We start from the raw sequence: 23,312 nt of genomic DNA, 5'->3' as shown, positions 1-23,312 counted from the left end.
GCGTCACACGCCCCCGATCGGTCAGCGCGCCAGTATCAGGCTCATCGCCTCGGCTCGCGTGGTCGCGTCCCGCAGCTGGCCGCGCACCGCCGAGGTCGTCGTCTTCGCGCCCGGCTTGCGGATGCCTCGCAGCGACATGCACATGTGTTCGGCCTCGATCACGACGATCGCGCCGCGCGCCTCGAGGATGCTCATGAGCGAGTCGGCCACCTGCGTGGTGAGCCGCTCCTGAACCTGCGGGCGCCGTGCGAACACGTCCACGAGCCGTGCGAGCTTCGAAAGGCCCGTGATCTTTCCCGTCACCGCCGGGATGTAACCGACATGAGCCACACCGTGGAACGGCAGTAGATGATGCTCGCAGAACGAGACCAGTTCGATGTCCTTCACGAGGACCATCTCGTCGTGGCCCAGATCGAAGGTCGTCGTCAGGACTTCCTCGGGCTCCTGCCGCATGCCGGAGAGGAGCTCCCGGTACGCCCTTGCCACCCGCGCCGGCGTCTCCAGCAGGCCTTCGCGGTCGGGGTCCTCGCCCACCGCGATGAGCAGCTCGCGTACCGCGTTCTCCGCCCGCTTCTCATCGAACGCGGGGATGGAACGCTCGCCGTACAGCGTCACCGGGTCGGTCATGTGTGCCTCGTTCCTGTGCTCCGACATGGCGTGAAAACGCCGCACCCCCCAGGCTAGAACCTGGGAGGTGCGGCATTCATTCCGGGGCCGGTGGCCCACCGGGGACATACGCCCTGGTCAGGCCTCCGGACGCTCCTCGGGAACCGCCTCCGCGGGCGCCTTGGTGACATCGGTCACCGTGGTGGCCGTGGGCGCCGTGCCGTTGGCCGCGCCGTTGGTGAGGGCGAGCTCCTTGGGCGAGAGGACCGGCGGACGCGTGGAGGGCGTGCGCCGGGAGGAGCCGGTCCACGCCGGGCGGGCCGGGCGCTTCACGATCGGGGCGAAGATCTCCGCGATCTCCTCCTTGCCGAGGGTCTCCTTCTCCAGCAGCTGGAGGACCAGGTTGTCGAGGACGTCGCGGTTCTCGACGAGGATCTCCCAGGCCTCGTTGTGCGCGGTCTCGATGAGCTTCTTGACCTCTTCGTCGACCAGCGCCGCGACCTCTTCCGAGTAGTCGCGCTGGTGCGCCATCTCGCGACCCAGGAACGGCTCGGTGTTGTCGCCGCCGAACTTGATCGCGCCGAGCCGCTCGGTCATGCCGTACTGCGTGACCATCGCGCGGGCCGTGGCGGTGGCCTTCTCGATGTCGTTGGCAGCGCCGGTGGTCGGGTCGTGGAAGACCAGCTCCTCGGCCGCACGGCCGCCCAGCATGTACGCCAGCTGGTCGAGCATCTCGTTGCGCGTGGTCGAGTACTTGTCCTCGTCCGGGAGCACCATCGTGTAACCGAGGGCCCGGCCCCGGGACAGGATGGTGATCTTGTGGACCGGGTCGGAGTTGGGCGAAGCCGCCGCGACCAGGGCGTGACCGCCCTCGTGGTACGCGGTGATCTTCTTCTCCTTGTCGGACATGATCCGGGTCCGCTTCTGCGGGCCCGCCACGACGCGGTCGATCGCCTCGTCCAGGAAGTGGTTGTCGATCAGCTTCTTGTCGCTGCGCGCGGTGAGCAGCGCGGCTTCGTTCAGCACGTTCGACAGGTCGGCGCCGGTGAAGCCGGGCGTACGGCGGGCGACGGCGCCCAGGTCGACGTCCGGGGCGACCGGCTTGCCCTTCTGGTGGACCTTGAGGATCTCCAGACGGCCCTGCATGTCCGGACGGTCGACCGCGATCTGCCGGTCGAAGCGGCCCGGGCGCAGCAGCGCCGGGTCGAGGATGTCGGGCCGGTTGGTGGCGGCGATCAGGATGACGCCGCCCTTCACGTCGAAGCCGTCCATCTCGACGAGCAGCTGGTTGAGCGTCTGCTCGCGCTCGTCGTGGCCGCCGCCGAGGCCCGCGCCGCGGTGCCGGCCGACGGCGTCGATCTCGTCGACGAAGACGATGGCCGGGGCGTTCGCCTTGGCCTGCTCGAAGAGGTCACGGACTCGGGAGGCACCGACACCGACGAACATCTCGACGAAGTCGGAACCGGAGATCGAGTAGAACGGGACGCCCGCCTCGCCGGCGACGGCGCGTGCGAGCAGCGTCTTGCCCGTGCCCGGCGGGCCGTAGAGCAGCACGCCCTTCGGGATCTTGGCGCCGACGGCCTGGAACTTGGCCGGTTCCTGCAGGAACTCCTTGATCTCGTGGAGCTCCTCGACGGCCTCGTCGGACCCCGCCACGTCGGAGAAGGTCGTCTTGGGGGTGTCCTTGGTGATCAGCTTGGCCTTGGACTTCCCGAAGTTCATGACTCGGGAGCCGCCGCCCTGCATCTGGTTCATCAGGAAGAGGAAGACCACGACGATCAGCACGAACGGCAGGAGGGACAGCAGAACCGAGACGAACGGGCTCTGCTTGGACGGCGCGACCGTGTAGCCCTTCTCGATCTCGCCGGCCTGGAACTTCTCCTGCAGCTTGTCGGCCAGGTCGGCGCCCTGCGTGCCGATGTAACTGGCCTGGACCTTGCTGCTGTTGTCGACCTTCTGGCCTTCCTTGAGCTCGATCTTGATGATCTGCTCGTCGCCAGTGGTCAGTTTTGCCTGCTTGACCTGGTCCTTGTCGATCGCCTGGACGACCTCGCCGGTGTCCACCGTCTTGTAGCCACCGGACGAGCCGACAACCTGCATCAGCACGACCACGGCGAGGACGGCCAGCACGATCCACATGACCGGCCCACGGAAGTATCGCTTCACGTCCATCCATACGGAGCGGTGTTCGCTCCGTCCCTCCTGCCCGTAGGTAAATGCTGCTGTGAGAAAAGACAACTGTTCTTCGGACGGTACCTCAGCATGGCCACCGGGGACCGCCTTCCTCTGCTCCAACGGCGAAAAGGCGGTTCTGGTTCCCGTGCGTCAGCCTCCGTAGACGTGCGGCGCCAGTGTGCCCACGAAGGGAAGGTTCCGGTACTTCTCCCCGTAGTCCAGGCCGTACCCGACGACGAACTCGTTCGGGATGTCGAACCCGATCCACTTCACGTCGATCGCGACCTTGGCGGCGTCCGGCTTCCGCAGCAGCGTGCAGACCTCGAGAGAGGCCGGCTCACGGGAACCGAGGTTCGACAGGAGCCAGGACAGCGTCAGTCCCGAGTCGATGATGTCCTCGACGATCAGGACGTGCTTGCCCTTGATGTCGGTGTCCAGGTCCTTGAGGATGCGGACCACGCCGGACGACTGCGTGCCCGCGCCGTACGAGGACACGGCCATCCAGTCCATCGTGACGGGGGAGGACAGCGCGCGCGCCAGGTCCGCCATCACCATCACCGCGCCCTTGAGGACTCCGACGATGAGCAGGTCCTTGCCCGCGTACTCTGCGTCGATCTTCGCGGCCAGCTCGACGAGCTTCGCGTCGATCTCTTCCTTGGTGATGAGCACCGACTGAAGGTCGGTGCCCATGTCCTTCTCGTTCACCCGCGTCGCTTTCTCTCGGCGGTTCAGCCTTGCCGAATGACCAGTCTGCCACCCTGGCGTCGTGCCTCCACACGGCCGGGCAGGTTGATGGCCCGCTGACCGCGCCATCCGGTGATCAGCCGGTCGACCTCCTCGACGTGCCGGGCGAAGAGCGATCCGGCGGGCGCACCGGCCTGGATCACGGCGCGGCGCAGCACTCGGCGGCGTACCGCCGGGGGGAGCGCGTACAGCTTGGCGCAGTCCAGCAGCCCGCTCTCGTCCCGTACGGAGGCGTCCGCATCGGCGGCCCAGCTGTCGAGCGCGTCGGCGTCGTCGCGGGAGAGCTGGGCGGTGCGGGCGAGGGCTTCGACGACGCCCTTGCCGAGCGCCTTCTCCAGGGCGGGCAGCCCCTCGTGGCGCAGGCGGGAGCGGGTGTAGGCGGGGTCGGCGTTGTGCGGGTCGTCCCAGACGGGCAGCGACTGGACCATGCAGGCCTTGCGGGCGGTCTGACGGTCGAGGTGCAGGAAGGGGCGGCGGTAGCGGCCGGCGGTCCCGGATACGGCGGCCATGCCGGACAGCGAGCGGATGCCGGAGCCGCGGGCGAGTCCGAGAAGGACGGTCTCCGCCTGGTCGTCGCGGGTGTGGCCGAGCAGCACGGCGGCGGCTCCCAGACGCATCGCGGCGTCGTCCAGGGCTGCGTAGCGGGCGTCACGGGCCGCGGCCTCCGGTCCGCCGTGGCGGCCGACGCGGACCGCAATGGCCTCGACGGGGTCGAGCTGCATCGCGGTGAGGCGTGCGGCGACCTCGGCCGCGCGGAGGTCGGAGCCGGCCTGCAGGCCGTGGTCGACGGTGACGGCGCCGGCGCGGACGGAAAGTTTGCGGGCCTCGAAAGCGAGGGCGGAGGCGAGGGCCATCGAGTCGGCGCCGCCGGAGCATGCCACGAGGACGAGGGGGGGTTCGCCCGCGGACACCGGGCCCGGGCCGGAGTGTGCGTAGCGGGCGGCGTTTTCCGAGTGTTCGGTGAGTACGTCGTGGAGGACGCGGCGGACCGCCAGGCGTATCGCCGCGACCGCAGGATGGGGACCCATGTCCGGTGCCCTTCGTGAAAGGTGGGAGGGGGTGTCTCGGTCCAGTCGGGACGATCAGGAACGGCCAGAGGACGAAGATCGCCACTCCGAGAACAGTCACTCAGAGTGCGTCGATGGTGACAGAACCGAGCCAATACCCGAGCATTGCACGCCTATCCACAGCCCACGGTCCCTCGGATGGGTGATTGGAGGGGCGTCCCTCTGCCGCCGCCCGCCCTGTCATCGACGACGCTCCCTACGGTGCGCCCTCACCCTTGCTGTGCACCCTCGCGATCCAGTCCGCCGGTTTGGCGATCTCCGCCTTGGTCGGGAGCGTGTTCGGAGAGGTCCACACCCGGTTGAAGCCTGCCATGCCCACCTCCTCCACCACGGCCCGCACGAAACGCTCGCCGTCGCGGTACTGACGCAGTTTGGCGTCCAGGCCCAGCAGCTTGCGCAGCGCCAGGTCCAGCCGGCTCGCGCCGCGCGCCCTGCGCTGCTGGAACTTCTCCCTGATCTCCGCGACCGACGGCACCACCGCGGGCCCGACGCCGTCCATCACGAAGTCGGCGTGCCCCTCCAGCAGCGACATCACCGCGGTCAGCCGACCGAGGATCTCGCGCTGCGCGGGCGTCTGGACGATCTCCACGATGGTGGGGCCGCCCTCGTCCTGTTCGCCCTCCGGGCGCGCGCCGACGAGCGACTGCGCGGCCTCGCGAAGCCGCTCGAGAACGGTCATGGGATCCATCTCGGTCTCGCCGAGGAACGACTGGATCTCGCTCTCGAGATGGTCGCGCAGCCACGGCACGCCGGTGAACTGGGTGCGGTGGGTCTCCTCGTGGAGGGCGACCCAGAGCCGGAAGTCGTGCGGTTCCACCTCGAGTTCGCGCTCGACGTGGACGATGTTGGGGGCGACCAGCAGCAGGCGTCCGCCGCCGTTGCCGCCGTTCCCGGAGGGTTCGCCCGCGGGCAGATCACGGGTGCCGGGCGCGAAGGTCTCGTACTGCCCGAGGACACGCGAGGCCAGGAAGGACAGCAGCATCCCCAGCTCGACGCCGGTCACCTTGCCGCCGACGGCTCCGAACACCGCGCCGCCGGGAGTGCCGGAGCGGCGCTCCTGCATCTTGTCCAGCAGGGGCCGCAGCAGTTCGCGGAAGCCCGCGACGTTCGCCTTGACCCAGCCGGCCCGGTCCACGACGAGGACGGGGGTGTCCCGGGGTTCCGCGCCTTCCGGGATCATCCGGGTGTATTCCCGGACGTGCTCCTCGGATGCCTTGGCGTGCCGGCGCAGCTCGGCGACGACGGCGCGCGCCTCGTCCCGGCTCACGTCGGGACCGGGCCGCACGAAGCGGGTCGCGGTCGCCACGGCGAGGTTCCAGTCGACCATCTCGGCACCACCGATGCTCGTCATGCGTCAACCGTACGTTCTCGGCTGCGGGAGCGGTGAGGTGTCGGCGGCAGCCGATTCGATCCCCGTCCGCCGCCGGCCGGGGCGGTCACGAGGCGAGGGCTGCGGCCAGGCGGTCGAGGGCGGGCTCCGCGGTGTACTCGGAAGGGGTGTCCTCGGCGAGGAACGCGAACCCGAGGAGTCGGCCGCCCGGGGCAACGACCGTGCCGGCCAGGGTGTTGACACCCCGCAGCGTGCCCGTCTTGGCTCGGACCAGGCCGGTGCCGTCGGAGTCGGCGGAGTAGCGGTCCTCCAGGGTGCCGCTGAAGCCCGCCACGGGCAGCCCGGTGAGGACGGGGCGCAGTTCGGGGTGGGCGGTGTCGCCCGCGCGCGCGAGCAGGCTGGTGAGCAGCGCCGCCGACACCCGGTCCCGCCGGTCGAGGCCGCTGCCGTCGGCGAATCTGGTTCCGGCGAGGGGCACCTGCAGCCGTCGCAGCTGCTTGGTCACGGCTCGTTGCGCGCCGGCGAAGGACGCCTTCTCGCCGGTGGCCAGGGCGGTCTGGCGGGCCAGCGACTCCGCGAGGTCGTTGTCGCTTCTGGTCAGCATCCGCTCGACGAGCAGCGACAGGGGCTCGGAGAGCACCTGCGCGAGCGGGACGGCCTTGGCGGTCGGGCGGCCGGCTGCGGGCGGCGCGGTGCGGACGCCGCGCTCGGCGAGCATCTCCCGGAAGACGCGGGCCGCTTCGCGGGCCGGGTCGGCAGTGCGGGTGGCCGCGCCGGTGGTGTGCTCGTCGAGCCTTCCCTGGCCGACCATGAGGGCGCTGACGGGGGCGATGTTGTCGTTGGGACCGATGGTGTGGAGGAGAGGGCCGCGGTAGAGCGAGGTGTCGTACTCGAACCGCAGCTCGGCACCCTTGGCGGTCTTGCCGGCCTTGCCGTCGCGCAGGGCGCGTGCGGCCTCGTCGGCGAGTTCGCCCAGGCGTGCCCTGTCGAGTGTGGCGTCGCCGCCGCCGACCAGCGTGATCTCTCCGGCCCCGGGGGCCGCCACGACCGTGGTGGGGATGCGGTGGTCGGGCCCGAGGGCGGTCAGCGCCGCGGCGGCGGTGACGATCTTGATCGTGGACGCCGGGACCATGGCGGCGTCCGCCCGCTTCCCGTACAGCCGCTCGCCGGTGGCGAGGTCGATGACGCTGACGCCGGGGGCGGGGCCGAGGCCGGGGTCGGCGAGCAGCGGGCCCAGCGCCTTTGCCAGGGCCTCCGGAGCGGCGGCCGGCTCCTTGGCCGACACCGTCCGCGGGCCGCCCAGGGGCGCCAGCACGGGGGGCGCGCTGGGCGCGGGGGCAGGACGCCGGGGTGCCGGCGGTTCGTGATGTGCACCACCCGTGGGGCTCTGGGCAGCCGCCCGCTCCCTCTCGGCCTTACGCTGACCGGAGTCCCAAGGACCCGCCGCGGTCACCGCCCCGGCGGCAAGGGCGAGGCCGACCACGGCAGCGCCCGCTGCAAGCTGCCACGTCCTGACCTTCGGCACCTCGCACCAGCCCCTTTCGCGATCACGCATGTGCGTGAGGGACACTTAATCACCAGTACTGCGTCTTGCTATGTGTTGATCATGGAGGAGCCACCCGTGGAGTTCGACGTCACCATCGAGATCCCGAAGGGTTCGCGGAACAAGTACGAGGTGGACCACGAGACCGGTCGGATCCGCCTTGACCGTCGACTCTTCACCTCGACCAGCTACCCGGCCGACTACGGATTCGTCGAGAACACCCTCGGTGAGGACGGCGACCCCCTGGACGCGCTGGTCATCCTTGACGAGCCGACCTTCCCGGGCTGCCTCATCAAGTGCCGCGCCATCGGCATGTTCCGTATGACGGACGAGGCCGGCGGCGACGACAAGCTGCTGTGCGTGCCGGCGTCCGACCCGCGCGTGGAGCACCTGCGGGACATCCACCACGTGTCCGAGTTCGACCGTCTGGAGATCCAGCACTTCTTCGAGGTCTACAAGGACCTGGAGCCGGGCAAGTCCGTCGAGGGCGCCAACTGGGTCGGCCGCACCGAGGCCGAGGCGGAGATCGAGGCCTCCTACAAGCGCCTGGAGGCGCAGGGCGGCGCGCACTGACGCCGTTGCCGTAGAGCACCTTGCCGCGGGCGGGACACCTTGGGTGTCCCGCCCGCGTCGCGTATCCCCCCATGCCCGTGCCCATACTGGGCAGAAGCGCCGGTCGAGGGGCGGTACGAGAGGGAGCGAGGACGATCAGTGGTGGCGGAGCCCGAGGGCCCGGAGGACCGGAAGCCTCAGTCCGACGAGGCGCACAGCGCCTTCGCCCCGCCGGCGGGGGTGGAACAGCCGGAACCTCCCGAAGAGGACCACCCCAGCTCCGAGTTCGCCGTTCCGGAGGGCCTGGCGCCCGAACCGCCGGCCGAGCCGGAGGGCTCCGCGTTCGCCCCGCCCAGCGTCTACAGCGCCAGGAGCTCCCCACCGGCGTTCACCCCCGCGCACGGCATCCCGGTCGTACGACTCACCAAGGACGCGCCCTGGCAGGACCGTATGCGGGCGATGCTGCGGATGCCGGTGGGCGAGCGTCCGGTGCCGGAGGCGCCGCACCGGCATGACGAGGCAGGTCCGGCCGTACCCCGTGTGCTCGACCTGACCCTGCGTATCGGCGAGTTGCTGCTCGCGGGCGGCGAAGGCGCGGAGGACGTCGAGGCGGCCATGTTCGCCATCTCGCGCTCGTACGGGCTCGACCGCTGTGAGCCGACGGTCACGTTCACACTGCTGTCGATCACGTACCAGCCGTCCCTGGTGGACGATCCGGTGACCGCGAACCGCACCGTGCGGCGGCGCGGTACCGACTACACCCGCCTTGCCGCGGTCTACCGGCTGGTCCACGACATCAGCGTCGAGGAGTCGGACGTCACGCTGGAGGAGGCCTACCGGCGTCTCGCCGAGATCCGCCGCAACCGGCACCCCTACCCGGGCTGGGCCCTCACGCTGGCCGGCGGTCTGCTGGCCGGCTCGGCGTCCGTGCTGGTCGGCGGTGATCCGGTGGTGTTCGTCGCCGCCGCGATCAGTGCCATGCTCGGTGACCGGCTGGCCTGGCTGTGCGCGGGGCGCGGGCTGCCGGAGTTCTACCAGTTCGTCGCGGCGGCGATGCCGTCGGCGGCGGTCGGCGTGGCGCTGAGCCTGTCACCACTGGAGGTGCGGGCGTCCGCGGTGATCACCGGTGGACTGTTCGCGCTGATCCCGGGGCGGGCCCTGGTCGCCGGTGTCCAGGACGGACTGACGGGCTTCTACATCACGGCGGCCGCGCGTCTGCTGGAGGTCGGCTATCTGGTGGTCGCCATCGTGGTCGGCGTCCTGTCGGTGCTGTATCTGGGTTTCGCGCTGGACGCGGGACTCAATCCGGAGACGAGCATCCACAGCGTGGCGCAGCCGGTGACCCAGACGCTCGCGGCGATGGGCCTGTCGCTGTGCTTCGCCGTCATGCTCCAGCAGGAGCGCGGCACCGTGGCGCTGGTGACCTTCAACGGCGGGGTGGCCTGGGTGGTCTACGGCGCGCTGGCGGATGTCGGACGCATCTCGCCGGTCGCCGCGACGGCGGCCGCGGCCGGCCTGGTGGGCCTGTTCGGGCAGATGCTCTCGCGCTACCGCTTCGCGTCGGCGCTGCCCTACGTCACGGCCGCGATCGGTCCGCTGTTGCCCGGTAGCGCCACGTACTTCGGGCTGCTCGAGGTAGCCAGGGGCAATCTGAACAGCGGCCTCGCCTCGCTGAGCAAGGCGGCGGCCCTGGCGCTGGCCATCGCGATCGGGGTGAACCTGGGTGGGGAGATCTCCCGGCTGTTCCTGCGGGTCCGTCCGGGTGCGGTCGGTGTGCCCGGGGTGGAGACGCCCGGTGGACGCCGCGCGGCCAAGCGGACGCGCGGCTTCTGACCTCCGTCGAGGACCTCCGTCGTACGCGGGTCAGCGCTTGGCGTGGCGGCCGCCGCGCGGATTCGACGGCGGGATCTCGGCACCCGGTGCGTCGGTGGAGGCGGCTGCCGCCTTCTTGCCCTTGGAACGGGCACGCAGGAACTCGATCGCGATCGGGACCACCGAGATCAGGACGATCAGGATCAGGATCGCCTCGATGTTCTTGTGGACGAACTCGACCTTGCCGAGCGCCGCTCCGAGCAGCGTGACACCGGCACCCCACAGGACGCCGCCGATGACGTTGAACGTGACGAACGAGCGGTAGTTCATCCGGCTCACACCGGCGATGATCGGCGTGAACGTCCGCACGATCGGCACGAAGCGGGCGAGGACCAGGGACTTCGGGCCGTACTTTTCGAAGAACTCGTGGGCCTTCTCCACGTTCTCCTGCTTGAAGAGCTTGGAGTCGGGGCGCTTGAAGAGGGCCGGGCCGACCTTGCGGCCGAAGAGATAGCCGACCTGGTCACCGATGATGGCGGCCATCACGATCAACGTACAGACCAGCCACAACGGCATGTCGATCTTGCCGGCGGTCACCAGCAGGCCGGTGGTGAACAGCAGCGAGTCGCCGGGCAGGAAGAACCCGATCAGCAGACCGGACTCGGCGAAGACGATGACCAGTACACCGATCAGGCCGAACGTGGTGATCAGATAGTCCGGGTCGAGCCAGCTCGGTCCGAGCGCAAGGGTGTTCACGAGGTCCGGGCTCCTGTGGTGTTAGTCAGCGGCAAGGTCGGCTGCCAAAGCTATCAACGCACACGAGTGACCCCCGGTTCCACCGGCTGCCGCGGATGCGGGGCGAACCGACCGCCACGATCCTTGCACCATGGGTATCGAGGACTACAGCGGCGGGCAGGGCCCGCAGGCAGATGTAACCGTCGTCACGACGAACGACATCCCGGGCTACCGCGTGGAACAGGTCATCGGTGAGGTCTTCGGGCTGACGGTGCGCTCCCGCCACCTGGGCAGCCAGATCGGAGCCGGCCTCAAGTCGATGATCGGTGGCGAGCTCAAGGGCCTGACCAAGACCCTGGTCGAGACCCGCAACCAGGCCATGGAGCGCCTGATCGAGCAGGCCCGCGCGCGGGGCGCGAACGCGGTGCTGGCGTTCCGCTTCGACGTGGCCGATGCCGCGGACGTCGGCACGGAGGTCTGCGCGTACGGCACGGCGGTGGTGATCGCCCGCGCCTGACCGGCAGGGCACGTCCACCTTCCGAGCCGCGCCCTGCCGGTCAGGCCCTTCTACAGGTGCCGGACGGCGTTCGCCAGGATTGCTTCCCGCTGGTACGCCGCCAGCCCGGGCTTCGCCTGGTCGATGTTCCGGGTGAACCGCTCGTCCGTGACGTACATCTCGGCCAGGCAGGTGTGGATCTCGAACGTGCAGGTGTAGTGGTTCCGCGTGATCCACTGGCGGTGCTCCTCCGCGACGTCCATCGCGGCCTTCGACGCCGGCTCCTCTCCGGCCTCCATCAGGGCCACGAAGCGGCGGGTGATCTCGTCGGCCTCCCGCTGGATCCGCTGCCAGTCCTCCTTGGTGTAGGCGGCGGAGCGGCGCTGCGACTCCTTGTACGCCTCCGTGCCGCCCCAGCGCTCCTCGGTCTCCTGTGCGTAGTCGTCCGGGTCGAAGTCCCCGAAAACCTCGAACTTCTCCTCGGGCGTGAGGTTGATGCCCATCTTTCTCGCCTCCATGGCCTTCTCGACGGCGGCGGCCATCTCCTGGAGCTGGGTGATCCGGGCGGACAGCAGCTCGTGCTGGCGCCGCAGGTGCTCCTGCGGATCCGCGTCCGGGTCGTCCAGCAGCGCCGCGACCTCGTCGAGCGGAAAGCCGAGCTCCCGGTAGAACAGGATCTGCTGCAGCCGGTCGAGGTCGCCGTCGTCGTAGCGCCGGTGGCCCGAGTGGCTGCGGCCGCTCGGCCGGAGCAGCCCGATCTCGTCGTAGTGGTGCAGCGTGCGCACCGTGACGCCGGCGAATCGGGCGACCTGTCCGACGGAGTAGCTCATGGCCTTCCGCTCCTTCGCTTGTGTGACGCAACCCAGGCTGACGCCTCACGTTGCATGAGGTGCAAGCCCGTACGAGCCTGTGAGCTATGGCACTCCACCAGGGCGCGTCCGACTCCGCCGAGCAGGAGCCCGAGCTCCGTCGGCTCTCCATCAACCCCTTCTACGGGTCGGCCGACCCCGTCACGGAGATGACCTCGGCGCCGCCGAAACACCGGCTGCCGGACGGCCCGATGCCACCTCCCACCGCATATCAGCTGGTTCACGACGAGCTGATGCTCGACGGCAACTCCCGGCTCAACCTCGCCACCTTCGTGACCACCTGGATGGAACCCCAGGCGGCGGACCTGATGGCGGAGTGCCGGGACAAGAACATGATCGACAAGGACGAGTACCCGCGCACCGCCGAGCTGGAGCGCCGGTGCGTGGCCATGCTCGCCGACCTGTGGCACGCGCCCGACCCGTCGGCCTCGGTGGGCTGCTCGACCACCGGGTCGAGCGAGGCCTGCATGCTCGCCGGGATGGCGCTGAAGCGCCGGTGGGCGAAGAAGAACGGGGACCGCTATCCGGGGACTGCCAGGCCGAACCTGGTGATGGGCGTCAACGTCCAGGTCTGCTGGGACAAGTTCTGCAACTTCTGGGAGGTCGAGCCCCGGCTGGTCCCGATGGAGGGCGATCGCTTCCACATCGACCCGCAGGCCGCCGCCGAGCTGTGCGACGAGAACACCATCGGTGTGGTGGCGGTGCTCGGTTCGACGTTCGACGGGTCCTACGAGCCTGTCGCCGACGTCTGCGCCGCGCTGGACGCCCTCCAGGAGCGCACCGGGTTCGACATCCCGGTGCACGTCGACGGTGCGTCGGGGGCGATGATCGCCCCGTTCCTCGACGAGGACCTGGTCTGGGACTTCCGGCTGCCCCGGGTGTCCTCGATCAACACCTCGGGACACAAGTACGGGCTGGTCTACCCGGGTGTGGGGTGGGCGCTGTGGCGTTCGCCGGAGGAGCTCCCGGAGGAGCTGGTCTTCCGCGTGAACTATCTGGGCGGCGACATGCCGACGTTCGCGCTGAACTTCTCCCGCCCCGGGGCGCAGGTCGTGGCGCAGTACTACACGTTCCTGCGGCTCGGGCGGGACGGCTACCGGGCCGTCCAGCAGACCGCCAGGGACATCGCGACGGGGCTCGCCGGCCGGATCGAGGAGCTGGACGGCTTCCGGCTGCTGACCCGTGGGGACCAGTTGCCCGTCTTCGCCTTCACCACCGCGCCCGAGGTGAAGTCCTTCGACGTCTTCGACGTGTCACGGCGGCTTCGCGAGAAGGGCTGGCTGGTGCCCGCCTACACCTTTCCGGCCAACCGCGAGGATCTCTCCGTGCTGCGGGTGGTCTGCCGCAACGGATTCTCTGCGGACCTGGCGGCGCTGCTCCTGGACGACCTGCGGCTGCTGCTGCCCGAACTGCACGCTCAATCAGGCCCGTTGCACAAGGACCCGGCGGCAGCGACCTCGTTCCACCACTGACGGCGCGGACCCGGCCCCGCGGTGCTCGGGGCCGGGCCGGGTGCCTAGCGCGTCAGCGGCCCAGGCGGCGGAAACGGGCGACGGCCAAGGGAAAGAAGACCGCCACCAGGAGCAGCGGCCACGCCACCGCCAACAGCTGCGCGTGCTCCGCCGGCCAGGAGCCCGTGGCCGCCTCCGGGATGCCGGAGAGGTCGCGGGCCATCGTCGCCGTCGCCGAGATCGGGTTCCACTCGACCGCCGCGCCGAGCCAGCCGGGCATCGAGTCGGGCGTGGCGAAGGCGTTGGACAGGAAGCCCACCGGCCAGACCAGGATCTGCACCGCCTGCACCAGTTCCGGCTTCCCGGCCACCATCGCCAGGTGGATGCCGACCCACAGCATCGCGAAGCGCAGCAGGAGGAGCAGCCCCACGGCTCCGAGCAGCGCCATGAAGCCGCCGCCCCAGCGCCATCCGATGGCGTGGCCCACACCGATCATGACCACGAGACTGAGCGCCGACTGGAGCATGTCCGCGATGCTGCGCCCGACGAGCACCGCCGAGGACGCCATCGGCATGGACCTGAAGCGGTCGATGACGCCCTTGTTCAGGTCCTGTGTGACGGCGAGCATGGTCGCCTCGAGGCCGAAGGCCATGGTCAGCGCCAGCATGCCGGGCACCAGGAAGTCGACGTACGCGCCTTCCACGCCCCGGCCGCCGCCGATGAGGTAGCCGAACATCAGGAGGAGCATCACGGGGAAGACCAGGTTCACGACGACCTGGACCGGCTGCCGTGCCCAGTGGGCGAGTTCGCGCCGGGTCATGGTCCAGGAGTCGGTCAGTACGTAGGTGCTCATGCCGCGTTCTCCTTGGTGAGGTGGAGGAAGACCTCGTCGAGGGTGGGCCGGCGCACGGAGATGTCCTCGGCCTCGACGCCGGCCGCCTCCAGGGCCCGCACTGTCTCGGTCAGTGCGGCCATCCGGTCGCTCACCGGGGCGCTGACCATGCGCCGGTCGACGTCGACGGCCGCTTCGCCGGGCAGCAGGGAGGCGACGAGACCGAGCCGGTCCGCGTCCCGCAGGACCACGTCGATGCGGTCGCCGCCGGTCTTGGCCTTGAGCTCGTCCGCCGTGCCCTCGGCGATCACCCGGCCGGCGTCGACGACCGAGATACGGTCGGCCAGCTGGTCCGCCTCCTCCAGGTACTGCGTGGTGAGCAGGACGGTCGTGCCTCCGCCGACGAGCGAGCGCACCGAGTTCCAGACCTCGGCCCGGCCGCGCGGGTCGAGCCCGGTCGTCGGCTCGTCGAGGAACAGCACCTCGGGGTCGGTGATGAGCGAGGCCGCCAGGTCCAGCCTTCTGCGCATGCCGCCGCTGTACTGCTTGACCGCCTTGCGGCCGGTGTCCGCGAGTCCGAACCGTTCGAGGAGTTCGTCCGCCCGCGTGCCCGCCCGCCGTGCGCCCAGGTGGTACAGCCGGCCGAACATCTCGAGGTTCTGCCGGCCGCCGAGCTCCTCGTCCACCGCCGCGTGCTGACCGAGCAGGCCGATGCGCCGGCGCACTTCGCCCGCCTCCTTGCGGACGTCGTGTCCGGCGACCCGCACTACGCCCTCGTCGTGCCGCAGCAGCGTCGCCATGACGCGTACGGCGGTGGTCTTGCCCGCGCCGTTGGGGCCGAGCACCCCGTGCACGGTGCCGCGGGCGACCGTCAGGTCCAGCCCGTCCAGCGCACGCTTGTCCCCGTACCGCTTCCGCACGCCCTCCACGACGATCGCGTCTGTCATCCGTCTCCTCCAGCAGCTCGAACGCAGTAGTCAAATTTGACCACCGCCGTAAGGTAGTGCCCGTTCCTCAATTGGTCAAACTTGATTAGTCGAGATCCCCTTCGTGGTGCTCCCCCGTCGCGTAAGGGTTCTCCTCGCCTTCCGCACGCACGCCGACGAATGGTTCACCCTCACCGGCGAAGGTGTACGCCCCGTCCTCGATCCGCCGGATCAGACCGCGGGTCCATTCCGCGCCGAAGTCCGCGGAGGAGACCCACATGTGCATGATCTCGCCGATGTGCCCCAGCGACTGGGGCCCCTCCTCCGGCGTGTAGTACTCGGTGACCGAGGACCGCCACTCCTCCAGGCCGCGCACGCGCTCCTTGAGCAGCGCCACGGCCTCCTGCCTCGGGAGGTCGACGATGAAGCCGACCGCGGCCGAGAGCACGTCCATCTTCTGGTCGTAGGCGGTCAATGACTCGCGGAGCAGCGCGAAGAACTCCTCGGTCCCCTGCTCGGTGATCTCGTACTCGGTGCGGGGCGGACCGCCGGCCGTGGAGGGGGCGGTCTCGTGGGCGCGCAGCAGTCCCTGCTTCGCCATCTGCTTGAGCGCGTGGTAGATCGACCCGGGCTTCGCGTTGGACCACTCGTGCGCGCCCCAGTACTCGAGGTCGTTGCGGACCTGGTAGCCGTGCGCCCTTCCGTGCTGGCGCACGGCTCCCAGGACCAGAAGCCGGATCGCTGACACCTGCGTACCTCCTACTCAACCTTGACTACGGTACGCAGCGTACGCAGCGCATCACGCGCCCCAGTCGCCGCCCTGCTCCTCCGCGACAAGATCGAACGCGCCCTTGCCGTCCAGGGACTCGCGGACGACGTCCGCATGCCCGGCGTGGCGGGCGATCTCCTCGACCAGGTGCAGCATCAGCCAGCGCATCGAAACCCGCGCGTCCGCCGGGAACCAGGGCGCCGGGGGCAGCGGGAAGGTGTCGTCCAGGCTCGGCACCGAGCGGATGAAGTCCTCGGTCTCCTTCGCGACCGTGTCCCAGAAGGCCAGCGTCCCCGGGATCGTCTCGTCGCCGACCAGTCGGAAGCTGTCGCCCCAGGTCTCCTCCGAGCGCTGCCGCTCGTTCGGACGCTGCTGGGCCAGCCGCAGCCAGTTCAGCTCCATCTCGGCCACATGCTTGAGCAGTCCGGACAGGGACAGCTCGCTCACGCTCGGCCGGCTCGCCGCCTGCTCCTCGGTGAGCCCGAGCACCGAGCGCCTGATCGCGCCGCGCTGCGCCTCGACGAAGGAGAGAAGCGCGCCGCGCTCGTCGCCGTGAGCCTCTGCGGGAACGTGGGTGACCATGGGGTCCGCCTTCCGGATCGCGGGGCCTGGCGCCCCTCCTGCCGACACCCCGAAAACTACGGGCCCTTGCGGTCAGGTTCTGTCCGCAAGGGCCCGGGCGTCCGGAGAATTCCTCAGAACGGGAACCGCGAGCGCCCGTGCTGCACGGAGATCCACTTCTGCCTGGTGAACGAATCGATCATCGAGTCGCCGTTCAGCCGGCCGAGACCCGACTGCTTCTCACCGCCGAAGGGGACGATCGGCTCGTCGTGCACGGTCCCGTCGTTGATGTGGATCATCCCGGTGTCGATGCGCTTCGCGAGCCGCACACCGCGCTCCACGTCACCGGTGTGCACGGCGCCGCTCAGGCCGTAGGGAGTGTCGTTGGCGATCCGGACCGCCTCCTCCTCGCCCTCGAACGGGACGATCAGGGCCACCGGTCCGAAGATCTCCTGCGACAGGATCGGTGCGTCCGCGGAGAGTCCGCTCAGCACCGAGGGGGAGACCAGATTGCCGTCCGCCCCGCCGTGCAGCAGCGCCGTCGCACCCGCCTCGACCGTCTGGTCCACCAGCGACGAGACCGCCTCGGCCTGGGAGGCGTTGATGAGCGGGCCGATATGGGTCGTCGGGTCGGCGGGGTCGCCCACCTTGAGCGTCCGCACCTTGGCGACGAACTTCTCGGTGAACTCCTTCTCGACGGAGCGGTCGACCAGGATGCGGTTGGCGGCCATGCAGACCTGGCCCTGGTGCACGTAACGGCTGAAGACCGCCGCGTCGACTGCGTAGTCGATGTCGGCGTCGTCGAGCACGATCAGCGCGCTGTTGCCGCCGAGTTCGAGGATCGCGTGCTTGAAGTTCGCGGCGCAGACGGTGGCCACGTGGCGGCCCACCTTGTCGGAGCCGGTGAAGGAGATCGCCTTGGGGATCGGGTGCGCGATGAGCGCGTCGCCTATCTCGGCTATGTCGGTGATCACGACGTTCAGCAGGCCGGCGGGCAGACCAGCGTCCTCGAAGACCTTCGCCACCAGGGAGCCGCCGCAGATCGGGGTGTTCTGGTGCGGCTTGAGGACCACGGCGTTGCCGAGGGCCAGCGCGGGCGCGACCGACTTGAGCGACAACAGGAAGGGGAAGTTGAAGGGGCTGATGACGCCGACGACGCCGACCGGCACCCGGTAGACGCGGTTCTCCTTGCCGTCGACCGGAGAGGGCAGGATGCGGCCCTCGGGCCGCAGCGCCAGGTGGACCGCCTCGCGCAGGAACTCCTTGGCGAGGTGCAGCTCGAAGGCCGCCTTCAGATGCGTCCCGCCGAGCTCCGCGATGATCGCCTCGGTGATCTCCTGCTCACGGTCCTCGATGATCCGCAGAGCACGCTCGAAGACCGCCCTGCGAGCGTACGGATTGGTCTCTGCCCACGCCCGCTGCGCGCGGTCGGCCGCACGGTAGGCCAGGTCCACCTCGTCCGCCGTGGCCACCGCGATGGAGGCGAGCTTCTCCCCGTCGTACGGATTGAAGTCGATGATGTCCCAGGAACCGCTGCCGGGCCTCCACTCGCCGTCTATGTACTGCAGGGCCAGATCGGTGAAGAAGGACATGTGATCCCTTACTCCAGAGGCATGAGCACGAACGTCTGATGTGGCGTCATCGTACTTATGTTTCAAATGAGTTGGAGCAGTCCACGGAGAAGATCGCGGGTTTCGGCCGGATCGGGGCTGTCCTCCGTCAGCCGCTCCAGCACCCGCTCGTACTGCGCGACCTCCTCGCGCTTGTCGAGGTACAGGGCACTGGTCAGTTGCTCGAGATAGACGATGTCGGAGAGGTCCGACTCCGGGAAGCGCAGCATGGTGAACGCACCGCTCTCGCCCGCGTGACCACCGAAGCTGAAGGGCATCACCTGCAAGGTGACGTTCGGGTGCTCCGAGACCTCGATCAGATGGCGCAACTGGGCCTGCATCACGGCACGGTCGCCGTACGGGCGGCGCAGCGCGGCCTCGTCCAGCACGACGTGCAGCCGCGGGGAGTGTTCGGAGACAAGGGTCTTCTGCCGTTCCAGCCGCAGCGCGACGCGGCGGTCGATCTCCGCCGGGGGCGCGTCGGGCATGCCGCGGGTGACGACGGCGTGCGCATACGCCTCGGTCTGCAGAAGGCCGTGCACGAACTGCACTTCGTAGATACGGATGAGCGAGGCGGCGCCCTCGAGGCCGATGTAGGTCTGGAACCAGCCGGGCAGGACGTCGCCGAAGCTGTGCCACCAGCCGGCGACATTGGCCTCCTTCGCGAGGCCGAGGAGGGAGTCGCGCTCGCGGTCGTCGGACACGCCGTAGAGCGTCAGCAGGTCCTCGACGTCCCTCGCCTTGAAGCTCACCCGGCCCAACTCCATACGGCTGATCTTGGATTCGGACGCACGGATCGAGTAGCCGGCGGCTTCCCGCGTGATACCTCGCGACTCCCTCAGCCTGCGCAGCTGTGAGCCCAACAGGATGCGCCGCACCACCGAACCTCCGCCCGGACCCTCGGCGCGGGGGTCACCCCACGACAACGCTGCCTCGCCTGCCGCCACGACTTCGGCCCTCCCCATCCCTGCTGCACTTCGCTCTGTTCGTCCAGCCCGATGCTGCCTCGTGGTCCCCCCGAACCCCAAGAGCCGGATTCTGCCACCAAAAGCTTCAGCCCGTACTCATCCGGTTACTGAAACGAGAAGCCGCCGATGAGGAAAGAGAAGAGATTCACGGAAGAAATGAGCAAGAAACGGCACGGGTTCGGACAGGACCGGCGCGTGCACGTGCATCTGCCCTTGCATCTGCCCTACGCATTCGGAACCATGGTTGCCGCGCACCTGCGTGCTCGTTCGTGTTGTAGCGTCACAGCCGCGATTCCCGGGAGTGCCTCGCATGGGACCGAATGGATCGACCATGCTCGAGCCGTTACGGCAGGGCCTTCCCCCGATCGACCCCTCGGCCGTCTCCACTTCGGCCTCCTGCGCCCTGCCGGCCCGTTACGAAGCGGTGCGCGGAGCACGGCACTTCACCCGGAACACACTCCGCCAGTGGGAGCTCGACGAACGCTTCGACGATGTCGCGCTGGTCGTCTCCGAACTCGTCACCAACGCCCTGCGGCACGCCCTGCCGGCCGACAGCACCCCGCGTGAGCCCGCCAAGGAACCGCCGGTGCGGCTGCACCTGATGCGATGGACGGGCCGACTGGTGTGCGCGGTACGCGACCCCAGTCACGACGGCCCCAGATCACGGCAGTCGGACGAGGACTTCTCCGCCGAGTCCGGCCGGGGGCTCTTCCTGGTCGACTCCTTCAGCGACGGCTGGGGCTGGCACCCGCTCGCCGGGACCCTGCGGGGCAAGGTGGTCTGGGCGCTGTTCCGCCTGGGCTAGGGCCTCCCCTCGGATCATGCCGGTCCAGCCGGCGGGAGCCGCGGCCGCGGTTTCGACCTCCCGCCTCACGCAACAAGATGGTCGAACTCGCCGTCCTTGACGCCCAGCAACAGCGCCTCTATCTCCGCCGGCGTATAGACGAGCGCCGGCCCTTCCGGGTGCCGCGAGTTGCGCATCGCGACATCGCCGCCCGGCAGCTTGGCGAACTCCACGCAGGAGCCCTGCGAGTTGCTGTGCCTGCTCTTCTGCCAGACGACCCCCTGAAGCTCCGTGGCCGCCATGCCGTTGTACACGTGGTGCACAAGTCGCTCCCGAGGTGCAAGGTGCAGGTGTCAACTATCCCGGATCATAGCTGTGTTCATATGCCAATGCATGGAACGTCTGCACGAGCAGATGCACGTGCACGGCGGGTGTTGCCGCGGTTACAGCTGCGCCTCCGGACGGATAGACGTCCTGGCCCGGCGATCGGTGCCGTCCCCCGTGTATCTTCCGGCCCGGCTTCTGGATACGCAGGAGCGGGGCCCGTCCGTTCAACGGGGCGAGAAGGAGCACTGCTTGCACGCTTCGGAGCGGCGGGGGACGCGTCGGACCTCCTGGTAGCTTGGCGCGGTCTTGCTACCGATCAGGGGGACTGACCAGTGCTCAAGCTCGTACGTACGGCGGCCGTCGCGGCGGGTTTCGTCGCCGCCCTCGCGCTCACCGGCTGCGGCAGCGGCGACAGTGACGACGCCGGCAAGGACAAGGACAAGGCGACGGCCTCGCCCACCGAGGCGGGCGGCGACGCCGGCAGCGGGGGCGGCAGGCCCCGCGACATCGAGGGCACCTGGACGGGAGTGAGCGACGGGAAGCCGGTCGCCCTCTCCGTCAAGGACTCGACCGCCGCGATCGTCGCCGACGGCCATGCCTGCACCGGCGAGGTGCAGGACATGGGCGAGCAGATGCTGGCGCTCAAGTGCGCGGACGGGAACACCGACCGCACGATGGGCTCGATCGAGTCGAACGACGGCACGACACTGGTCATTTCGTGGGACGCCGGCAAGAAGGACACGCTCAAGAAGAGCGAGACGGGTGAGCTGCCCGACGGTCTGCCGACCGGCCTCCCGACGGAGTTCCAGGTTCCCTGACCGGGGCAGCGCAACGCGCCGGGCCGCGAGCGCCGTGCCGTACGTCAGCGCGCCGCACGTCCTGCCGTGCGTCAGCGGGCCGCGGATCCGTCACGGGTCCGCGGCCCTTCACCGTCCGTGGCCCTCGCCAGGGCGTCACTCAAGTCGTCCAGCATGGTGAGGAGCTGCACCGCGCTGCCGCGCAGCACCGCGTCGGACACCTCTTTCGTGCCCCAGCGGTCGACGACCTCGTGGACCGGTCCCCAGTCCGGCACCCGGTACTCCCGTACCGCCTCCGCCGCCTCCTGTGTCGCGTGGCGCAGCACTTCCGCGAGCGCGGCGGCAGCGGGCACCGGGTCGGCTCCCTGCCCCGGACCGTGCTCGGGCAGATGAGCCTCGATGAGCATCGCGACCCTCCCGGCCTGGGCGAGCGCCTCGCCCGCCGCCTCGGCCGTGTCGCGGGTCAGGGTCCGGGCACGCACGGGTTCGTCCCTGGCCTTCGTCAGCGCCTCCCGCCAGGCGATCCGGGTGTCCCGCGCGGCGAGCAGAGCCTGGCGTACGTCGGCGGTGTCCTCGGGGTCGGCGTAGCGGTCGAGGACCGCGGCGGCGTAACGGCCGTTCGCGACCAGCCAGTCGGCGAGCCGGTGGTGCAGGCGCGGCGTCTCCCAGGCGGGGTAGACGGCGTAGGCGAGCATCGCGAGCAGCCCGCCGATCAGAGTGAGCAGCACACGCTCGGGAACGGTCTGGTCCCACTCCTCGCCGCCCGTGCCGAGCAGGAAGACCACATACGCGGAAATGAAGACGCTGGCCGCGGCGTAGCCGGTGCGCATGACGAGGAACATGCCGAAGGCGCAGAGCACGGCGACCGCGGCGGACAGGTACGTGCCCGGGTCGGCCGCGCGGACCACGGCCGTGGCCACGCCCACACCGACGAGCGTGCCGCAGAAGCGGGCCACGGAACGGGAGTAGGTCTGCGAGAAGTCGGGCCGCATGACCATCACCGCCGTCAGCGGCGCCCAGTAGCCGTGACCGAGCGGCAGCACGCTCCCGAGCAGGTAGCCGGTGGCCGCGACCGTCGACGAGCGGACGGCGTGCCGCAGGACCGGGGAGTCCGGGCGCAGTTCGGCGCGCACCGCGCGCAGGGCGGCGGGGAGGAGCCGCAGCAGCCCCTGGCGCGTGCGGTGGTCGGGTTCCACGGCGCCCGTCCCGCGTACCGTTTCGACGACGTCGTCGAGCAGCGCCGTCAGCCGCACGGCGGCACGGCGCGGCGGCCCGGAGAGGATCGCCCCCGTGTCGGGCGTCCGGAGCGCGGCGACCGCGGCGGGCGGCACCTGCACCGCTTCCCCATGGCGTACGGCGCGGGCGGCGGCGTCGAGCACGGTCCCGGCGGCGTGGAGAAGTTCCCGCACCCGGTCGCGGGCGGGCCCCTCTGCCGGGGCGCCCACGGCCGGATCGGCGAGGGACGCGAGCACGGGTCTGATGCGCTCGGCGACTCCACGCGCGCCGTGCAGCTCGGCCGGACGGCGTCGGGCCTCTCGCGGCGTGACGGCGGCGGCGCTGCGGGCGTGCATCAGAGGAGCCGGGTCGAAGGCAGCGGTCGGGTCGTCCCGCAGCCTGCGCGCGTAGTCGGCCTCCGCGGCGAGCGCGTCGGCGAGCGCGTCGCGCTGCGCGCCCCAGCGGCGTACCGGAAACAGCACGATGAGGGCTGCCTGCACCACACCGCCGACGGCGATCATGGCGGCGTGACCCGCGGCGGCGGCGACCGAGGTGGGCAGGGTGACGGTCACCAGCATGATGGCCACGTTGGACGACGCCATGATCCCGACGGTGGGGCCGAGGGCCCAGGCGAGACCGCCGAGGAAGGTCCACAGGGTGAGCAGCGCGACGAACAGGCCGGTGTGCGTGCCGGTGAGATAGCCGAGGAAGGTGGAGACGGCGAGAGTCGCCCCCGAGAGAAGCGCGAGGACGGGCCTCGGCCGCCAGCTGCGCTGGAAGGTCGCGATGGCGGCCTGGAACGCGCCGAAGGCGGAACTGACGGCGACCGCGGGCCCGAAAAGGGCGAGGGCGACGCCGACGACGAGCGCGAGCCCGGCCGCGCCCCGGACGGCGATGAGGGGCTCCAGCCGCTGCCGCTCGATCTTCAGCCCCGAGCGCGCGGTGTCCTTCAGCGCCCGCAGCCAGCTCATGGGCCCGAGCGTAACGGCCTCCAGGGACATTTCGCCGGGACGCGGAGGCCGGTTCGGCCCGCGGCACGGGGCACACGCTCCGGCAGGCTCCGGAGCCCTGCACCTTCCGCTCACCGCCGCAGCCGCACAGACCCACGCCCGTGCCACCGAGCAGGGGCTCGGCGACGAGGAC

At 70.0% G+C, this 23,312-nt stretch carries 22 protein-coding genes; 6 read left to right on the top strand and 16 right to left on the bottom strand.

The window, feature by feature from the left end:
- Positions 1 to 21: 21 nt before the first annotated feature.
- The 6 genes from folE to dacB form a co-directional block, all read right to left on the bottom strand.
- Entirely contained in the window at positions 22 to 627 is a 606-nt protein-coding gene (folE, locus tag ABZ070_RS15655; protein WP_356633989.1) for a GTP cyclohydrolase I FolE, read from the bottom strand.
- Between the two features lie 117 nt (positions 628 to 744).
- Positions 745 to 2,778: an ATP-dependent zinc metalloprotease FtsH gene (ftsH, locus tag ABZ070_RS15650; RefSeq protein ID WP_356633987.1), complete on the bottom strand. Its 2,034-nt coding sequence runs from the start codon at positions 2,776 to 2,778 to the stop codon at positions 745 to 747.
- 153 nt (positions 2,779 to 2,931) lie between these two features.
- On the bottom strand, positions 2,932 to 3,471 hold the full coding sequence (gene hpt, locus ABZ070_RS15645) for a hypoxanthine phosphoribosyltransferase (RefSeq protein WP_356633985.1): 540 nt from the start codon (positions 3,469 to 3,471) through the stop codon (positions 2,932 to 2,934).
- 38 nt (positions 3,472 to 3,509) lie between these two features.
- Entirely contained in the window at positions 3,510 to 4,553 is a 1,044-nt protein-coding gene (gene tilS, locus ABZ070_RS15640) for a tRNA lysidine(34) synthetase TilS (protein WP_356633983.1), read from the bottom strand.
- Between the two features lie 235 nt (positions 4,554 to 4,788).
- Complete coding sequence (locus tag ABZ070_RS15635; protein ID WP_356633981.1) at positions 4,789 to 5,943, bottom strand: zinc-dependent metalloprotease; 1,155 nt, start codon at positions 5,941 to 5,943, stop codon at positions 4,789 to 4,791.
- 85 nt (positions 5,944 to 6,028) lie between these two features.
- The gene (gene dacB, locus ABZ070_RS15630) at positions 6,029 to 7,405 is read right to left on the bottom strand and encodes a D-alanyl-D-alanine carboxypeptidase/D-alanyl-D-alanine-endopeptidase (protein ID WP_356634017.1); all 1,377 of its coding nucleotides are present in this window, start codon (positions 7,403 to 7,405) and stop codon (positions 6,029 to 6,031) included.
- A 138-nt stretch (positions 7,406 to 7,543) separates the two neighbouring features.
- Here dacB and ABZ070_RS15625 point away from each other — a divergent pair, with 138 nt between their 5' ends.
- Positions 7,544 to 8,038 carry an inorganic diphosphatase gene (locus ABZ070_RS15625; RefSeq protein WP_108151010.1) on the top strand — a complete coding sequence of 165 codons (495 nt, stop codon included), beginning with the start codon at positions 7,544 to 7,546 and terminating at the stop codon, positions 8,036 to 8,038.
- Positions 8,039 to 8,176: 138 nt separating this feature from the next.
- On the top strand, positions 8,177 to 9,850 hold the full coding sequence (locus ABZ070_RS15620) for a threonine/serine exporter family protein (protein ID WP_356633979.1): 1,674 nt from the start codon (positions 8,177 to 8,179) through the stop codon (positions 9,848 to 9,850).
- Positions 9,851 to 9,880: 30 nt separating this feature from the next.
- Here the strand turns inward: ABZ070_RS15620 and ABZ070_RS15615 are convergent, their stop codons facing one another.
- On the bottom strand, positions 9,881 to 10,585 hold the full coding sequence (locus ABZ070_RS15615; RefSeq protein WP_356633977.1) for a VTT domain-containing protein: 705 nt from the start codon (positions 10,583 to 10,585) through the stop codon (positions 9,881 to 9,883).
- Positions 10,586 to 10,715: 130 nt separating this feature from the next.
- On the opposite strand from ABZ070_RS15615, the gene ABZ070_RS15610 reads away from it, so the two are divergent.
- Entirely contained in the window at positions 10,716 to 11,081 is a 366-nt protein-coding gene (locus tag ABZ070_RS15610) for a YbjQ family protein (RefSeq protein WP_356633975.1), read from the top strand.
- Positions 11,082 to 11,131: 50 nt separating this feature from the next.
- Here ABZ070_RS15610 and ABZ070_RS15605 read toward each other — a convergent pair whose 3' ends face one another.
- On the bottom strand, positions 11,132 to 11,890 hold the full coding sequence (locus tag ABZ070_RS15605) for a MerR family transcriptional regulator (protein WP_356633973.1): 759 nt from the start codon (positions 11,888 to 11,890) through the stop codon (positions 11,132 to 11,134).
- Positions 11,891 to 11,976: 86 nt separating this feature from the next.
- Between ABZ070_RS15605 and ABZ070_RS15600 the strand changes: the two genes are divergently transcribed.
- Positions 11,977 to 13,401, top strand: a complete 1,425-nt coding sequence (locus ABZ070_RS15600) for a glutamate decarboxylase (protein ID WP_356633971.1) — start codon at positions 11,977 to 11,979, stop codon at positions 13,399 to 13,401.
- Positions 13,402 to 13,453: 52 nt separating this feature from the next.
- Here ABZ070_RS15600 and ABZ070_RS15595 read toward each other — a convergent pair whose 3' ends face one another.
- The 6 genes from ABZ070_RS15595 to ABZ070_RS15570 all read right to left on the bottom strand — a co-directional run bounded on the left by ABZ070_RS15595 (position 13,454) and on the right by ABZ070_RS15570 (position 19,043).
- Positions 13,454 to 14,233: an ABC transporter permease gene (locus ABZ070_RS15595; RefSeq protein ID WP_356633969.1), complete on the bottom strand. Its 780-nt coding sequence runs from the start codon at positions 14,231 to 14,233 to the stop codon at positions 13,454 to 13,456.
- Complete coding sequence (locus ABZ070_RS15590) at positions 14,230 to 15,159, bottom strand: ATP-binding cassette domain-containing protein (protein WP_356633967.1); 930 nt, start codon at positions 15,157 to 15,159, stop codon at positions 14,230 to 14,232. Before ABZ070_RS15590 ends, ABZ070_RS15595 begins: the two co-directional genes overlap by 4 nt.
- 85 nt (positions 15,160 to 15,244) lie before the next feature.
- The gene (locus ABZ070_RS15585; protein ID WP_356633965.1) at positions 15,245 to 15,886 is read right to left on the bottom strand and encodes a PadR family transcriptional regulator; all 642 of its coding nucleotides are present in this window, start codon (positions 15,884 to 15,886) and stop codon (positions 15,245 to 15,247) included.
- A 51-nt stretch (positions 15,887 to 15,937) separates the two neighbouring features.
- Positions 15,938 to 16,489 carry a DinB family protein gene (locus tag ABZ070_RS15580; RefSeq protein WP_356633963.1) on the bottom strand — a complete coding sequence of 184 codons (552 nt, stop codon included), beginning with the start codon at positions 16,487 to 16,489 and terminating at the stop codon, positions 15,938 to 15,940.
- A 113-nt stretch (positions 16,490 to 16,602) separates the two neighbouring features.
- Positions 16,603 to 18,060: an aldehyde dehydrogenase family protein gene (locus tag ABZ070_RS15575; protein WP_356633961.1), complete on the bottom strand. Its 1,458-nt coding sequence runs from the start codon at positions 18,058 to 18,060 to the stop codon at positions 16,603 to 16,605.
- 62 nt (positions 18,061 to 18,122) lie between these two features.
- The gene (locus ABZ070_RS15570) at positions 18,123 to 19,043 is read right to left on the bottom strand and encodes a helix-turn-helix transcriptional regulator (RefSeq protein WP_356633959.1); all 921 of its coding nucleotides are present in this window, start codon (positions 19,041 to 19,043) and stop codon (positions 18,123 to 18,125) included.
- A gap of 313 nt (positions 19,044 to 19,356) precedes the next feature.
- Here ABZ070_RS15570 and ABZ070_RS15565 point away from each other — a divergent pair, with 313 nt between their 5' ends.
- Positions 19,357 to 19,851 (top strand): ATP-binding protein, encoded by a 495-nt coding sequence (locus ABZ070_RS15565; RefSeq protein WP_356633957.1) that lies wholly within the window; start codon positions 19,357 to 19,359, stop codon positions 19,849 to 19,851.
- Positions 19,852 to 19,916: 65 nt separating this feature from the next.
- Here the strand turns inward: ABZ070_RS15565 and ABZ070_RS15560 are convergent, their stop codons facing one another.
- Positions 19,917 to 20,153: a DUF397 domain-containing protein gene (locus tag ABZ070_RS15560; RefSeq protein WP_356633955.1), complete on the bottom strand. Its 237-nt coding sequence runs from the start codon at positions 20,151 to 20,153 to the stop codon at positions 19,917 to 19,919.
- A 336-nt stretch (positions 20,154 to 20,489) separates the two neighbouring features.
- Between ABZ070_RS15560 and ABZ070_RS15555 the strand changes: the two genes are divergently transcribed.
- Positions 20,490 to 20,975, top strand: coding sequence for a hypothetical protein (locus tag ABZ070_RS15555; protein ID WP_356633953.1), 486 nt, complete (start codon positions 20,490 to 20,492; stop codon positions 20,973 to 20,975).
- 71 nt (positions 20,976 to 21,046) lie between these two features.
- Here ABZ070_RS15555 and ABZ070_RS15550 read toward each other — a convergent pair whose 3' ends face one another.
- Positions 21,047 to 23,140 carry an FUSC family protein gene (locus ABZ070_RS15550; protein ID WP_356633951.1) on the bottom strand — a complete coding sequence of 698 codons (2,094 nt, stop codon included), beginning with the start codon at positions 23,138 to 23,140 and terminating at the stop codon, positions 21,047 to 21,049.
- Positions 23,141 to 23,312 lie beyond the last annotated feature (172 nt).

Origin of the sequence: Streptomyces sp. NPDC006283 (assembly GCF_040613325.1) — a bacterium.
Classification (GTDB): domain Bacteria; phylum Actinomycetota; class Actinomycetes; order Streptomycetales; family Streptomycetaceae; genus Streptomyces.
The sequence above is the reverse complement of the archived record's forward strand: the minus strand, read 5'-3'. Positions and strand labels throughout refer to the sequence as shown.

What these genes read in the sequence shown, in the direction of transcription:
- ABZ070_RS15590 (WP_356633967.1), bottom strand. Translation starts at nt 15,159, where the DNA reads ATGACAGACGCGATCGTCGTGGAGGGCGTGCGGAAGCGGTACGGGGAC.
- tilS (WP_356633983.1), bottom strand. Translation starts at nt 4,553, where the DNA reads ATGGGTCCCCATCCTGCGGTCGCGGCGATACGCCTGGCGGTCCGCCGC.
- ABZ070_RS15595 (WP_356633969.1), bottom strand. Translation starts at nt 14,233, where the DNA reads ATGAGCACCTACGTACTGACCGACTCCTGGACCATGACCCGGCGCGAA.
- folE (WP_356633989.1), bottom strand. Translation starts at nt 627, where the DNA reads ATGACCGACCCGGTGACGCTGTACGGCGAGCGTTCCATCCCCGCGTTC.
- ABZ070_RS15600 (WP_356633971.1), top strand. Translation starts at nt 11,977, where the DNA reads ATGGCACTCCACCAGGGCGCGTCCGACTCCGCCGAGCAGGAGCCCGAG.
- ABZ070_RS15610 (WP_356633975.1), top strand. Translation starts at nt 10,716, where the DNA reads ATGGGTATCGAGGACTACAGCGGCGGGCAGGGCCCGCAGGCAGATGTA.
- ABZ070_RS15570 (WP_356633959.1), bottom strand. Translation starts at nt 19,043, where the DNA reads ATGGGGAGGGCCGAAGTCGTGGCGGCAGGCGAGGCAGCGTTGTCGTGG.
- ABZ070_RS15605 (WP_356633973.1), bottom strand. Translation starts at nt 11,890, where the DNA reads ATGAGCTACTCCGTCGGACAGGTCGCCCGATTCGCCGGCGTCACGGTG.
- ABZ070_RS15575 (WP_356633961.1), bottom strand. Translation starts at nt 18,060, where the DNA reads ATGTCCTTCTTCACCGATCTGGCCCTGCAGTACATAGACGGCGAGTGG.
- ABZ070_RS15550 (WP_356633951.1), bottom strand. Translation starts at nt 23,140, where the DNA reads ATGAGCTGGCTGCGGGCGCTGAAGGACACCGCGCGCTCGGGGCTGAAG.
- ftsH (WP_356633987.1), bottom strand. Translation starts at nt 2,778, where the DNA reads ATGGACGTGAAGCGATACTTCCGTGGGCCGGTCATGTGGATCGTGCTG.
- ABZ070_RS15580 (WP_356633963.1), bottom strand. Translation starts at nt 16,489, where the DNA reads ATGGTCACCCACGTTCCCGCAGAGGCTCACGGCGACGAGCGCGGCGCG.
- ABZ070_RS15565 (WP_356633957.1), top strand. Translation starts at nt 19,357, where the DNA reads ATGGGACCGAATGGATCGACCATGCTCGAGCCGTTACGGCAGGGCCTT.
- hpt (WP_356633985.1), bottom strand. Translation starts at nt 3,471, where the DNA reads ATGGGCACCGACCTTCAGTCGGTGCTCATCACCAAGGAAGAGATCGAC.
- ABZ070_RS15635 (WP_356633981.1), bottom strand. Translation starts at nt 5,943, where the DNA reads ATGACGAGCATCGGTGGTGCCGAGATGGTCGACTGGAACCTCGCCGTG.